Here is a 13633-nt window from a genome sequence, read left to right on the forward strand (position 1 = left end):
CCCGATGCCGCCGGACCCGCGTTCTCACCCGGACGGCCCGGAGCGCTGGTGAGCCGGTGTGGGCGGTGGTGCCGTGAGAGGTGGCACCACCACCGGCCGCACAGGAGGCCCACCGATGACCGCCGCGATATGCCCCCGTGCCCTCCCGCTCGCCGCTCTCGCGGCCGGCCTCCTCGCCCTCACCGGCTGCGCGGCCCTGGGCCTGGAGCACCCGCCGACCGCCGAGCAGCCGCTGCCCACCATCGACACGGCCTCGCCCACGCCGAAGGCGTCCGGCCGGGGCGACAGCGCCCTGCTCACCGACGATCAGGCCCGGGCCGCGCTCCTCACCCAGAACGACCTCGGAGCCCCCTGGTCGGCGACGCGCGGGGCGGCCACCTGGCGCGACGCCCTGCTGAAGGCGAGCTCGCGGACCGCCGAGTGCCAGCGCCTGCTCGACGCGCTCTACGCCGACGAACTGCTCGGCGCCCCCGGCCGGGTGGCCGTCGGCCTGGACGACGCCGACACCGACGCCCAGCTCCGCTACCAGATCGGCGCGCGCCGCCCGGCCGACGTCGACGCCGCCCTGGCCTGGCTGCGGACGATGCCGACGAAGTGCGCCCGGTTCACCGCCACCACGGAGACCGGCCTGGTGGAGGACGTCCAGGTGCAGGAGGCTCCGCTGCCGGAGGTCGGTGACGCACGGCAGGGCCTGCGGCTCACCCTCTACACCACCACGTCCGGCGGCCAGGACGTCGTCCTCACGATGGACGTGGCCGCCGTCCGCGTCGGAGAGGACTCCTTCGCGCTCACCAACGGGGGCCTGGGCGACGTGCCGAACGAGGCGACCCAGGCGGCCGTCCAGATCGGCGCACTGCGCCTGGCGGACGTCCGCAAGCAGGGCCGCGCCGAGGTCTGAGAGGCCCGGGAAGCCCGGGCCCGCGCATCAGGGGCCGTCCGGCCGGCGTCCGGGAACACGGACCACGACCGGAACCGCGTCGAGCCCCGGCACGGAAACCGTCACAGCGGGGGCTGGGCCGGAGCCGGGCCGAGGGTGGTGGTGCCCGGAGCGGTGCGGTGTCCCAGGCCGGTGCGGTAGGCGTCGAGGGCCGCTTCCACCCGGCCGGTGCGGCGCAGCAGATCGCCCAGCAGACGGCACAGGTCGGCGAGGTCGCCGGCCGCCCCGGCCCGTTCCAGCAGGCTGAGGGCGCGGACGTAGTGCTCCTCGGCCGCCTCGGTGTCCCGGGCGTCCTCGGCGATGATGCCGAGGAGGCGGTGCGCGGCGGCCGCGTGGACGGCGCCCCGCTCGGAGGAGAAGTCCCCGAGGACCCCGTTCAGCAGCTCGGCCGCCTCGGCGGACCTGCCGCGCCGGTGCAGGACGTCGGCCAGCTCGACGGCGGCCTGGCTGCCGTAGAGGGCCGCCCGGGTCTGGGAGAACATCGCGAGGGCCTGCCGCAGCTCGGCCTCGGCGCGGTCCAGTTCGCCGTTCTGGGCGCAGACGTAGCCGCGCATCCAGTGGCAGTTGGCGAGTTCGGTGCGGAGCTGGAGCTGCCGGTTCAGCTCGGCGGCCTTGGCCAGGGAGGCGTCGGCCTCGGCCAGGCGGCCCTCGGCGAGCAGCGTGCGGGCGACCGTGCGGTGCATCCGGGCGATCAGCGCCGGGTCGGCGACCTGCGGGGCGAGCGCGAGGGCGAACTCGGCGGCCTGGGCGGCACGGGCGTGGGCGCCCATGTCCATGTAGGGGCCGATGACGCCGGCGTAGAGGAGCAGCAGGGCGTCCGGGTCGTGCAGGCCGCCGCGGTTCAGCTCGTCGAGGGCGGTCTCCAGCAGGTAGACGGCGTAGCGGAGTTCACCGGCGAGGTAGTGGGAGACAGCCCGGCCGCGGACGGCCGGCACCCGGGCGGGCAGCGACTCCCCGGCCAGCCGCTCCTCGGCCCGCTCGAAGTGCTCGCGGGCCCGGCCCAGCTCGCCCGACTGCAGTGCGGTCTCACCGAGCCCGAGCAGCGCGGTGGCCTGCTCGGCGAGCAGCCCGTGCGCGTCCGCCTCGGCGAGCAGCCCGGTGTACTGGGCCGCCGCCTCCTCGCAGTCGCCGTCGGCCAGAACGCGCTGGGCCTCGGCGAGCCGCAGCCGGAGGCCGGTGGCCAGGTGGGGGGGCCGGCCGACGGCCAGTTCCTCGAAGGCGACCCCGAGCCGGCCGGCGATGTGCCGCAGCGCCTCGTCGGAGGCCCGGACCCGGCCCGCCTCCAGGGTGGAGATGTAGGCGGGCGTGTATGCCGGCTCGGCCAACTGTCGCTGTGTCAGACCCTGTTCGGTGCGCAGTTGCTGTACGCGCCGCCCCACGACCTGCGGATCGTCCCGTTCCGGCATCTCCCCGTCACCCCCAACTCGTCCGGTCGGCCTTGCCGTTCACGTCCGTCAGCCTCTAGGTTAAACGGCGGATTAAGCATGTTTAACAGGCTGCTGTCGTTGGGAGGTCGCCGTGCCCGGTCGCACATCGCAACCCTACGGACGCCCCGGCGCACCGGCCCCCGCCCGACCCCGTCCGGGCGGCCTGACGCCCACCACGAGGGGCGTGGCCGCGGCCGTGCTCGCCGTGGCGGCACTGGTCACGGCGGCCAACGCGGGACCGGCCCGGGCGGCGGGCACCTCGCCGCCCCCGCCGGCCGTGGGCCGGACCCTCCCCTGACCCCTGCCCGCCCGAACTACTGACGGGTCAGGGCGAGTTGGTCAACCCCTTCGAAGGTTGTACGGGAGTGGCATATCTCACCACTCACCCCTTCTCATCTCGTCACGCCGATAATGTGTGCGATCCGGTGCAGCCGGAGACGCGGCAGGCGCCGTCGTCGGGGTGGGAAGGCAGAGAATGACGCTGGACGCGCAGCCGCGGCCGGCCGGCCGCGGCCGGCACGACGACGGCCACGGGGACGACGACACATCCGGCAGACCGCGCCGCGGGCGCCGGATACTGCGCTGGTCGGCCCTCACCCTGGCGGCCCTCATGTTCGGCGGCGCGGCCGCCGGATACCTCTACTACGAGCACCTCAACGCCAACCTCACCAAGGCCAGGCTGAACCTCGGCGACTCCACGCCGCCCAGGGCGGCCCCGAACGCCTCGGGCCAGACCCCGCTGAACATCCTGCTGCTCGGCTCGGACAGCCGGAACACCGCGGCGGACCTGAAGCTCGGCGGCTCCAGGGCCGACGTGGGCCGCCCGCCGCTCGCGGACGTGCAGATGCTGCTGCACGTCTCCGCCGACCGCGGCAACATGTCCGTGATCAGCCTGCCGCGCGACACGATGATCCCGATCCCCAAGTGCACCGACCCCGACGGCGGCAAGGTGTACGGCGCGCTCACCCTGGCCATGGCCAACGAGTCGCTGGGCCGGGGCGGTCCGGGCTGCACCGTCGCCACCTGGGAGAAGCTCACCGGCATCCACATCGACCACTTCATGATGGTCGACTTCGCCGGGGTGGTCTCGATGGCGGACGCCATCGGCGGGGTCCCGGTCTGCGTCAAGGAGAACGTCTGGTCGCACACCTCCGAGGGCCACGGCTCGGGCCTCAAGCTGAAGGCGGGCACCACGTACGTCAAGGGCGAGCAGGCCCTGCAGTGGCTGCGCACCCGCTACGGCTTCGAGGACGGCACCGACATCGGCCGCACCCACGCCCAGCACATGTACATGAACGCCATGGTCCGCCAGCTCCGCGAGAACGCGACCCTGGGCAACCCCACCGAGATGCGCCGCCTCGCGGAGACCGCGACGAAGGCGCTCACGGTCGACGAGGACCTCGGCACGGTCAAGAAGCTGTACGACCTGTCCACGGAACTGCAGAAGGTCCCCACCGGGCGGATCACGATGACTACGCTGCCCACCGTGCAGTGGTCCCAGGACCGCAACCGGCTGGTGCCCGCCACCGAGGACGCCGACCAGCTCGTCTCCATGGTCCGCACCGACACCCCGCTCGACGGCAAGGGCGCGCGGCAGCTGACCGAGCAGGTGTCGGACGACCCCGCGGCCCCCGCCGGCACCCTCGCCGTGCGGGTCCGCAACGCCACCGGCGGCACCGCCAAGGCCCCCGTGCTCCACCGGGCCGACGCCGTCGTACGGGCGCTGCGGGACAAGGGGTTCGCCAAGGCGGCCGTGGACACCACGGCCGCGACGGGGGCCACCACCGTCGTCCTGTACCCGAACCACCGCCTGGAAGGTGACGCGCAGGCCGTGGCCAAGGCCCTCGGCATCCCGCTGCCCCAGGTGCGCGCGTCCACGGACGTCACGGGCGTCACCCTGACCGTGGGCGCCGACTGGCGCACCGGCGCCACCTACCCGAAGTCCGCGGCCCCGACCGAGGCGCCCGAGTCCGCGGCGGTACTGAACGGCGGCAAGACCGACGCCTGCATGCCGGTGCAGCCGGGTTTCACCTGGTAGAGCCGGTTCCCTCGCCGAGCGGGGCCAGCGGGGCCTGGAGCTGCCGCAGCTGCCGCTGGACGTTCTCCAGCGCGCCCCGCCGGCGACCCGGCACCCGCAGCCTCAGCTCCGCGAGCGCGGGCCCGAGTTCACGGGCCCGCGCCGGGTCCTCGATGCTCCCCCACTGGTGATGGGCCCGGTCCACGGCCGCCTCCACGGCGGGTGTGTCGGGTGCCTGACCCGCGGCCAGCCGTACCCCGGCCACCGCCAGCCAGGCCCGGCAGCTGCGCGCCGCGTCGCCCGCGAACATGGCGAGGTCCGCCCGGACCTCGCTCCAGTGCAGGGCCTCCCCGGAAGCCGGGCCGAAGGCACGCACGGCGGCCTCCTCCTGCCCCGCGGCGAGTGCGTCGGCCTCGGCGTGCCGGCCGGCCCGGACGGCGTCGCTGATGGCCGTGTGCGGATCGCCCCGCCCCGACGGCGCGGTCACCGGGGCGTCCGGCGTGTACGGCCGGGGCACCACCGGCAGGGGGGTGGGCCGGTGGGCGAGGCCCCCGGGGCCGGCCAGCACCAGGTCCCGCCCCGCGCCGGGCTCGGCGGCCCGGGCCAGGGCGTGCTCGTGCAGGTCGGCGAGCGGCGGCCGGTGCCCGCTGCGCAGCAGGGTCGCCACCGCCTTCATGTACGCCGGTTCGGCCGGGCCCCGTCCCCTGGCCGGGGGCGCGATACGGCCGTAGACCGCGGTCGCGCGTCCGGAGTCCAGCGGGCGCTCGGCCAATTGCCGCCAGGTCTCCGCGTCCGCGTGCAGATCGACCACGAGCGCGGTGTCGGCCGGGGAGCGCAGCCGCAGCTCCTCCCGGATCCACGCCCAGGGCAGGGCCGTGTAGCGGACGGTCGCCGGGGTGGTGCGGGCGAGCGCGAGATGGGGCTGGCGCTGGCGCCGGTCCAGGTGGAGCTGGCCGGTGAGGTACACGGTGAGCGGTCCGGGCGCGGCCGCGGCGGCGCGCAGCCGGGTGAGGACGGCCTGCGGCTCGAGCGGATCGGCGAGTTCGACCACGTTCGCGGTGTCGGCGCCGGACAGCACCGCGGGGGCCACCGCGGCGAGGACGGGCAGTACACCGGCCGCGTCCACCAGACGCCCCCGGCCCAGCGGCGCGGCCGCGAGCAGCAGCACGGTTCCGGGCATCATCGTCCCTCCCCTGTGGATCGCCCTACAGCCAGCACCGTAGCCGCTGCCGCCGCGGAGGGTCGGCTCAGGACCGCAAACGTCCCTGTTCGGGGTCTTCGCGCATCCGCCGAACGGCGAACACCGTGGTGTCGTCCTCCAGGTGACCGCCGGTGTAGCGGAGCACACCGTCGCGGACCCGGCGCACCAGCCGGTGCGGCTCGGCGCGGCCCGGGTCTGCCGTGACCGCCCGGATCACCTCCGGGACGAGCGGGTAGAACTCCCCGGTCTTGTCCCGCGCCTCGGTCACCCCGTCGGTCACCAGCAGCAGGGTCTCCTCGCGGCCCAGCGGCACCCGGTGCAGCGGCGGGCAGCCGGCCGCCAGGTCGCCGAGCCCGAGCGGCAGGCCGTCACCGGCCGGCAGGGCGCGCACCCCGTGCGGGCCGACGGCGAGCGGCGGCTCGTGGCCGAAGTTGATCAGCTCGACCGTGCCCGGGTCGTCGTCGGGGAAGCCGAGCAGCACGGCGGTGGAGAAGCGGTCGCCGTCGTCCCGGCCCAGCGCGATGCGGTGGACGCGGTGCCGGGTCATACGGGACTCCAGCCGCTCGGCGACGACCGTCAGCTCCGCCTCGTGATAGGCGGCCTCCCGGAAGGTGCCGAGCAGCGCGGCCGCCGTCTCCACCGCGCCGAGACCCTTGCCCTGGACGTCCCCGACCAGGACCCGGGTGCCGTGCGGGCCGGGCTGGATGTCGTAGTAGTCGCCGCCGACCCGGGCCTCCACGTCGGCCGCGAGATAGGCGCCCGCGTGCTCCAGTCCTCCCCAGTCCGGCGGCAGCCTGCGCAGCACGGTGCGGCGAGTGGTGTCGGCGATGTCCCGCATGCGCAGCATCTGCCGCTCCCTGCGCACCCGCGCGGCGGAGGCCAGCGTGGCGAGGACGCCGCCGAGGGCGACCAGCAGGAAGTCGGCCAGACCGGCCCGGTGCTCGCTGGGCCAGACGCGGTCCACGGCGACGTACGTGAACAGCGACAGCACCGCGTACCCGGCGGTCGTCCACACCCCGCAGAGGGCGGCGGCCGTGCCGGGGACCAGGACGATCCAGGACACGATCCGGAACCATTCACCGGTCCTGAGGTCCAGCAGCGTGATGCCGGCGAGCAGCAGCAGGGGCAGCGCCTGCAGCGCGATCCGCCCGCGGGTCCACAGCGGCTGCCGCCGGCGCCGGGACTCCACTTGCGTCACGGCGGGCAGCGCTCCATGTCCCTCAGCGAAACACGGCATCGAAACGGCCGCATCCGGGCACCCGGCCCGTCCGACCGACTTGCCAGGCCGTCCCCCCAGGTGTGCCCTGGAGACCGGGGGCGAGGAGCGAGAGGAGTGCTCTCATGGCTCAAGCGGCACCCGCGCCCGGTGGAATGCCCCGGCGCACGACGGCGCCCGAACTCGGCGGCCGGGACGCGGCCGCCCGCCACCGGCCGCCCGATCTCTTCGGCGAGCGGACCCACGCGATCGCGCGGTGGGTGCTGCCCATCGTGCTCGGCCTGATCTACGGCTACTGGGCAGCCGCCAACACCCGCTACGGCGGTCCCATCACCGGCTGGAACGTGCTGTTCGGCGTGGTGACGGGCATCGTCTTCTTCGCCGTCTTCCGGGCCCTGGAGTTCTTCGCCGCGCGCTGCCGGCGCGAGGTCCACGCGGTGCTGTGGTCGGCCTTCACGGGCATCGCGGTCGGCTTCCTGTACAGCCTGAGCGGCCGCGGCCACGGCGTGTGGGAGTCCACGGTCCTGGCCCTGGCGATCGCCGTGCCCACGTTCGCGGTGCTGTTCTACCGCTACTACACGCACGAGGACGCGGCCGGCCACCGCATCCGCTGAGCACGTCGGACCGCCTCCGCCGAGCGCGCGTGGGCCCCGGCCGGACGAACCGGCCGGGGCCCACGCACTCCCCTGTGATTCCCTTCCTCACCGGTCGCCGGGCCCGCTTCCCGCGGCCCGGCGGCGTCCGGGACACCGTCCGGGCGTCTCCCCAGCACCAGGAAACACCCGTTCGGGTGACCCCTCCACCGGAGCCCGGATTCCCCGGTCCGGCGGCGGAAGGCACGAGGGAGGAGGCCCCCCCGGGGGGCCGTTCGGCCTCGCTCCCTCCCCCGAATGCACGCGCCCCGCTCGCGCACCCGGGCGTGCGGCTCTTGCCTTGAAGGGTGCCCCCACGCCTCAGGAGCGCCCTGTCGGCCGCCCTGATCGCCGTGTCCTGCCTCCTCGTGCCGTTCGGCGCGCTGGCGGCCTGGGCGGCGTACGGACTCGCCGACACGGGCCGGTACGTCACCGCGATGGCCCCGCTCGCCGCCGACCCCGACGTGCGGGAAGCCGTCGCGGAGACCGTCGGGGACGGCATCCTGCGCGAGGTGGACCAGCGCATGCACGTCCGCCCGCTGCAGGGCTCGGTCACCCCGTTCGTGCACGAGGCGGTGCGCTCCTTCACCCAGACCCGGGCCTTCCGGATGGCCTGGGACACCGGCAACCGGGTCACCCACGACGCCGTCCTGCGCGCCCTGCGCGGGGACGCCGCCACCGGCGACGCGGGCGACGGCCCGGTCACCGTCGACCTCGCCCCCGTCACCGCCCAGGTCAAGCAGCAGCTCACCGACGACCACATCGCGCTCGCCGCGCGCATCCCGGTGGAGCACACCGCGGTGCCCGTGCTCGAGGCGCGCGAGGTGGCCCCGCTGCGGAAGGGATTCCACGTGCTCGAAGTCGCCGGTTTCTGGTGCCCGGTCGCGGCCGTCGTCTTCGCGGCCGCCGGTATCGCCCTGGCCGTCCACCGCCGGCGCGCGATCGTGGCGACCGCGCTCGGCACGGCCCTGGGCGGCGGTCTGCTCAACCTCGCCCTCGTCATCGGGCGCGGCCTCACCCTCGACGGCCTGGCCGAGGGTGTGTCCCACCCGGCCGCGGGAGCGGTCTACGACGCCCTGACCGGCACCCTGCGCACGGCCTCCTGGCTGCTGCTCGGCCTCGGTCTCGGGGTGGCCCTCACCGCCCTGCTCACCCGCCGGCTGCGGCCGCCCCGTCCCGCGCGACGCGGGCGAGGGTCCGCAGAGCCCGCGCAAGCTCCGGCTCCGGAGCCGACCCGAGCCCGAGTCTGACCGCGTCCGGCGTACTGCTCCGGTCCACCCGGAAGGCCGTGCCCGGGGTCACCGCGATCCCGTGCGCCCGCGCCGCCGCGGTGAAGGTGTCCGCACGCCAGGGCGCGGGCAGCCGCCACCAGGCGAAACAGGCGGCCGGGTCGGACCGTACGTCGAAACCCGCCAGCTCCTCGGCGACCAGCCGCTGCCGGCGGGCGGCGTCCCGCCGCTTTGCGGCCACCAGCCGCGCCACGGTCCCGTCGCCGATCCACCGCACCGCCGCCTCCAGCGCGAAGGAGCCCGCGCTCCAGCCGCCGGACCTGATGGCGCGCGCCACCGCCTCGGCCCGCTCGGCCGGTACGGAGGCGAACCCCACGGTGAGCCCCGGCGCGACCCGCTTGGACAGCCCGTCGACCAGGTGTACGAGCTCCGGGACGAGGGCGGCCAGCGGCGGCGGGCCGTCCGGCCGCAGGAAGGACCAGATCCGGTCCTCCACGACCGGTATCCCCAGGCTGTGGACGACATCGGCCACCCGCGCCCGGCGCTCGGCGTCCATGGTCAGCGAGGTCGGGTTGTGCAGGGTCGGCTGGAGGTAGAGGGCGGAGAGCGGGGCGGCGCGGTGGGCCGCGGCGACCGACTCCGCGAGCAGCCCCCGGTCGTCGGCCGCGAGCGGCACGAGGACGCAGCCGAGCCGGGCCGCGATCTCCTTGACCAGCGGATACGTCAGCGGCTCCACCCCGACCCGGCCGCCCGGCCGGACCAGCGAGGCGAGGGTGGCGGCGATGGCCTGGCGGGTGTTTCCGGTGAAGAGCAGCCCCGCCGGGTCGGGCCGCGGGCCGTCCGTGGCCAGCAGTCCGCCGATCGCCTCCCGCGCCGCGTCCGTGCCGGCCGCCGCCGCGGGCCGCAGCGCCCCGGTCAGCGCGTCCGGCCGCAGCAGCGTCGCGAGCGCGGGGGCGAGCAGCTCCGACTGGCCGGGCGCGGACGGGTAGTTCAGCTCCAGGTTCACGGGCGTGGCGGCGGCCGCCTCGGTCAGCGCCCGCCCCGGCTGCGCGTCCGGCTCGGTGGCCCGCACGAACGTGCCGCGCCCGACCTCGCCCACCACCAGCCCCCGGCACACGAGTTCGGCGTACACCCGGCCCGCCGTGGAGGCGGCGATCCCGTGCCGCCGGGCGAACACCCGCTGCGGCGGCAGCCGTTGCCCCGGCCGGAGCCGCCCGGATCCGATGTCACCGGCGATCCGGTCGGCGATACGCCGGTAGTCGTCCACAAGTCCCCCTGTCACGGCATGCGTTGGATTGCACCGAGGGCAAAGATTTTATTGCACCGAGAAGAGGCGGCACCCTAGGGTCGATCACATGCCCCCCTTCCTCGCATACGACGACAAAAGCCCCGGAATTTCCGGCCGCACCCCGCTCGTCCTCGTCCACGGCCACCCCTTCGACCGCACGATGTGGGCCCCGCAGCTCGCCGCGTTCTGCGCCGGACGCCGGGTGGTCGCCCCCGATCTGCGCGGCTACGGCGCCTCCCCGGTGACCCCCGGCACCGTCCCGCTCTCCCGCCACGCCCGCGACATCGAGGAACTGCTCGACTTTCTGGAGGTGGACACCTTCGTCCTGGCCGGGCTGTCGATGGGCGGCCAGATCGCCATGGAGTGCTACGACCGCCTCGGCGACCGCGTCCGCGGTCTGGTCCTCGCGGACACCTTCCCCGACCCCGAGACACCCGAGGGCGGACGGGGCCGGACCGCGCTCGCCGCCCGGCTGCTCTCCGAGGGCATGCGCGGCTACGCCGACGAGGTCCTGGAGCGGATGGTCGCCCCGTACGCCGACCCCGCGGTCAAGGCCCACGTGCACCGCATGATGACGGCCACCTCGCCCGAGGGCGCCGCGGCCGCCCTGCGCGGCCGCGCCGAACGTCCCGACTACCGCCCGCTGCTGACCCGGGTCACGGTGCCCGCGCTGGTCGTGGTGGGCGCCGACGACACCTTCACACCGGTCGCCGACGCGCAGGCCATGCACGCGCTGCTGCCCGACTCCACCCTGCACGTGGCCGAGGACGCGGCCCACATGCCGAACCTGGAGCGGCCGGAGGAGTTCAACGAGGTGCTGGGGAGGTTCCTGGCCCGGGTGGACGCCACGCCCGTAGGCTCGGCCGGGTGACCGAACGACCCCGACGCGGACCGGGCACCCGGTGCGCGGTACTGCTCCTCACCGGGGTCAGCCTGGTCCTCGGCTGCCGGATGGCCGGCACCGACGGCGTCACGCCCGCACCGCAGCTCCTCGCCTTCCTGCCCTGGCTGATCGCACCGGCCGGACTCGGCCTGCTGTGCGCGCTGCTCGCCCGCTGGTGGCCGGGGCTGGTCTGGGCGGTGGCCGTCCTCGGCCTGCTGGCCTGGTACCTCGACCCCTACGGGAAGATCCACGAGCCCGCCGGCCGGCCGCTCGCCTCCCTGCGCGTCCTGACCGCGAACGTCGAGTTCGGGCGCGGCACCCCCGCCCTGGTCCCGCAGCTCCGCCGGCTCCACCCCGACCTCGTCTTCGTCGAGGAGTGCGAGCGCACGTGCCGGGCCACCCTGGACGAGGAACTCGCCGGCGCCTATCCCCACCGACGGGCCGTGGCGGCGGACGGCTCCCGGGGCTCCCTGATCCTGAGCCGCTTCCCGCTGCGGCCCGCCGCGGGCGTCCCCGGCACGATGGGCATGCCCGGCGCCGTGGCCGACGTCCGCGGCCACGCCGTACGGGTCCAGCTCGCGCACCCCGCGCCACCGCTCCCCGGCCAGATCGGCCTGTGGAAACGCGAACTCGGCCGGCTCCGCGCCTACGCCGCCGGGGACACCCGTACCCCGGCCGTCCTCGCGGGCGACTTCAACGCCTCACAGGACCACGAGGCCTTCCGCCGCATCCTCGACACCGGCCTGACCGACGCGGCCCGCCTCGCCGGCCACGACCGCACCCCGAGCTGGCCCTCCCGCACGGCCTCCGTCATCGGCACGCAGATCGACCACGTCCTGCTCACCCCGGACTTCTCCGCCGACGGCGCCCGGTTCCTGCGCCTGACGGGCACCGACCACCGCGCGCTCGTCGCCGACGTCACACTCCACGGCTCCGCCGGAGACCGAAATGCAACCCGGGGCCGCTAACCTTACGTGTCCGTCCTGGCCAGGGATTAACGGGTACCAACTCACGCAAAGGGTTGCGCACATGGGCATTCTCACTCTCCTGCGGAACGCATTCGGCCGGGGGCGCAAGGCGCGCACCGCCGATGCAGAGGGTGCGGACCGACGTCCGTCGCAGGAACCGGAGCCGACGACCACCGACCCGGCCCCCACCGCCCAGGTCCCCGAGCCCCGCACGTCGTCCCCCGACGAACACGACCTGGTCTCGGCAGCCTTCGACAACATCGCGGTCCCCAAGCAGTCCGACCGCTCCACGGAACCCGAACTCGTCCTCGACCTGACCCCGGAGCCGGAGCCGGAGCCGGAGCCGGAAATCAAGGCCGAGCCGACGCAGGAGGCGCAGCAGCCGGCAACCCCCGAGGAAAAGGCCCCGGCCGAGACCGCGCCGAGCGAGACCGCGCCGAGCGAACCGGAGGCGAAGCCCGCGACGAAGCCCGCGACGAAGCCCGCGACGAAGCCCGCGACGGAGCCCGCGGCGGAGCCCGCGGCCGAGCCCGCGACGAAGGCGACCGAAGCCAAGGCCGAGCCCGCGGCCGAGCCCGCGACGAAGGCGACCGAAGCCAAGGCCGAGCCCGCGGCGGAGGCCGAGGCCAAGGCCGAGGCGAAGCCTGAGCCGACACCGGCGCCGACCGAGGCGGCGACTGTGACGGAGCCGGCCAAGGCCGAGGCGGAGCCGAAGGCGCAGGACGAGCCGGAGCCGAAGACCGACACTGAGCCGAGCGCGGAGCCGAAGCCGGAGGCCGAGCCGGAGACCGAGGCCGTGGCGAAGACCCAGCCGGAGGCCGACCCGCAGGCAAAGGCTGACGCGGAGACCGAGGCGAAGCCCGAGCCGGCGCCGAAGCCGGCCGAGACGGCGACTGCGGCGGAGCCGACCGAGGCCGAGGCGGAGCCGCAGGCCCCCACCGCCGAGCCGCAGGCCGCCGACGGCGAGGACACCCCACAGGGTCCACCCGCACCCGACTCTGAAAGCCGCACGGGTGGTGCGGGTGGGAACAATCCCGCCGAAGGCGAAGCCGAGGCGTCCCCCGAGCCGCAGGCACCGTCAGCCGAGGCAAGCCCGGAGCCCGAGGCAACGCCCGAGCCCCAGGCACCCGGCGCCAAACCCGCCACCCCCCTCACCAAGATCAAGTCCCACACCCCCAGCCTCGTCACCGCCTACAAGGCAGCCACCGCCACCCTCAAAAAGACCAACCTCACCGGCACCCGAGCGAAGCTCTACCTCGTCCTCGACCGCTCCGCGAGCATGCGCCCGTACTACAAGGACGGCTCCGCCCAGGCCCTCGCCGACCAGACCCTCGCCCTCGCCGCCCACCTCGACCCCGAGGCCACGGTCCACGTCGTCCTCTTCTCCACGGAGATCGACGGCACCACCGACCTGACCCTCGCCGAGGACCACGAGACGAAGATCGACGACGTACACGCGAGCCTCGGCCGCATGGGCCGTACCAGCTACCACGCCGCCGTCGAGGCCGTACTCGCCCATCACGAGAAGAACAACGCACCCGGCACCCCCGTCCTGGTGGTCTTCCAGACGGACGGCGCCCCCGACGCCAAGACCCCCGCGACCCAGTCCCTCACCGAGGCCGCGAAGAACCACCCCGGCGTCTTCTTCTCCTTCGTCGCGTTCGGCGAGCACGACAACAAGGCCTTCGACTACCTGCGCAAACTGAAGACCGACAACACGTCCTTCTTCCACGCCGGCCCCACCCCCCGAGAGCTCACGGACACCGAGCTCTACGAGGGCGTCCTCGCCGCCTGGCGCCCGTAGGAAGCCGTTGCCGGGGGGTGGACGACCCGTC

11 protein-coding genes are annotated in these 13633 nt (G+C 74.9%); 7 read left to right on the plus strand and 4 right to left on the minus strand.

All coding sequences use genetic code 11. The features are described 5' to 3' along the window. Window positions 1-115: 115 nt before the first annotated feature. The gene (locus ABZ478_RS12585) at window positions 116-898 is read left to right on the plus strand and encodes a hypothetical protein (protein WP_359548046.1); all 783 of its coding nucleotides are present in this window, start codon (window positions 116-118) and stop codon (window positions 896-898) included. 101 nt (window positions 899-999) lie between these two features. Here ABZ478_RS12585 and ABZ478_RS12590 read toward each other — a convergent pair whose 3' ends face one another. Beyond that, the gene (locus tag ABZ478_RS12590) at window positions 1000-2343 is read right to left on the minus strand and encodes a tetratricopeptide repeat protein (protein WP_359548048.1); all 1344 of its coding nucleotides are present in this window, start codon (window positions 2341-2343) and stop codon (window positions 1000-1002) included. A gap of 496 nt (window positions 2344-2839) precedes the next feature. On the opposite strand from ABZ478_RS12590, the gene ABZ478_RS12595 reads away from it, so the two are divergent. Continuing rightward, on the plus strand, window positions 2840-4402 hold the full coding sequence (locus tag ABZ478_RS12595) for an LCP family protein (RefSeq protein WP_359548050.1): 1563 nt from the start codon (window positions 2840-2842) through the stop codon (window positions 4400-4402). On the opposite strand, the gene ABZ478_RS12600 is transcribed toward ABZ478_RS12595, so the two are convergent. Together ABZ478_RS12600 and ABZ478_RS12605 are read right to left on the minus strand one after the other, a co-directional pair. Beyond that, window positions 4392-5561, minus strand: a complete 1170-nt coding sequence (locus ABZ478_RS12600; protein ID WP_359548346.1) for a hypothetical protein — start codon at window positions 5559-5561, stop codon at window positions 4392-4394. The genes ABZ478_RS12595 and ABZ478_RS12600 overlap by 11 nt on opposite strands. A gap of 67 nt (window positions 5562-5628) precedes the next feature. Further along, window positions 5629-6744 (minus strand): PP2C family protein-serine/threonine phosphatase, encoded by a 1116-nt coding sequence (locus tag ABZ478_RS12605; protein WP_359548349.1) that lies wholly within the window; start codon window positions 6742-6744, stop codon window positions 5629-5631. A 179-nt stretch (window positions 6745-6923) separates the two neighbouring features. On the opposite strand from ABZ478_RS12605, the gene ABZ478_RS12610 reads away from it, so the two are divergent. Beyond that, the gene (locus tag ABZ478_RS12610; RefSeq protein WP_359548053.1) at window positions 6924-7412 is read left to right on the plus strand and encodes a hypothetical protein; all 489 of its coding nucleotides are present in this window, start codon (window positions 6924-6926) and stop codon (window positions 7410-7412) included. A gap of 326 nt (window positions 7413-7738) precedes the next feature. Next, a complete protein-coding gene (locus tag ABZ478_RS12615) occupies window positions 7739-8680 on the plus strand; it encodes a hypothetical protein (protein WP_359548056.1) in 942 nt (313 codons plus the stop codon). Here ABZ478_RS12615 and ABZ478_RS12620 read toward each other — a convergent pair. After that, window positions 8580-9926, minus strand: a complete 1347-nt coding sequence (locus tag ABZ478_RS12620) for a PLP-dependent aminotransferase family protein (protein ID WP_359548352.1) — start codon at window positions 9924-9926, stop codon at window positions 8580-8582. The two genes, ABZ478_RS12615 and ABZ478_RS12620, sit on opposite strands and share 101 nt — an antisense overlap. Before the next feature lie 88 nt (window positions 9927-10014). On the opposite strand from ABZ478_RS12620, the gene ABZ478_RS12625 reads away from it, so the two are divergent. The 3 genes from ABZ478_RS12625 (at window position 10015) to ABZ478_RS12635 (ending at window position 13602) form a co-directional block, all read left to right on the plus strand. Then, window positions 10015-10818: an alpha/beta hydrolase gene (locus ABZ478_RS12625; protein WP_359548059.1), complete on the plus strand. Its 804-nt coding sequence runs from the start codon at window positions 10015-10017 to the stop codon at window positions 10816-10818. Continuing rightward, the gene (locus ABZ478_RS12630; RefSeq protein ID WP_359548062.1) at window positions 10815-11798 is read left to right on the plus strand and encodes an endonuclease/exonuclease/phosphatase family protein; all 984 of its coding nucleotides are present in this window, start codon (window positions 10815-10817) and stop codon (window positions 11796-11798) included. The genes ABZ478_RS12625 and ABZ478_RS12630 overlap by 4 nt, the downstream gene beginning before the upstream one ends. 61 nt (window positions 11799-11859) lie before the next feature. Further along, window positions 11860-13602: a VWA domain-containing protein gene (locus ABZ478_RS12635; RefSeq protein ID WP_359548065.1), complete on the plus strand. Its 1743-nt coding sequence runs from the start codon at window positions 11860-11862 to the stop codon at window positions 13600-13602. The last annotated feature ends 31 nt before the right edge of the window (window positions 13603-13633 follow it).

Origin of the sequence: Streptomyces sp. NPDC005706, assembly GCF_040631045.1 — a bacterium.
Classification (GTDB): Bacteria; Actinomycetota; Actinomycetes; order Streptomycetales; family Streptomycetaceae; genus Streptomyces.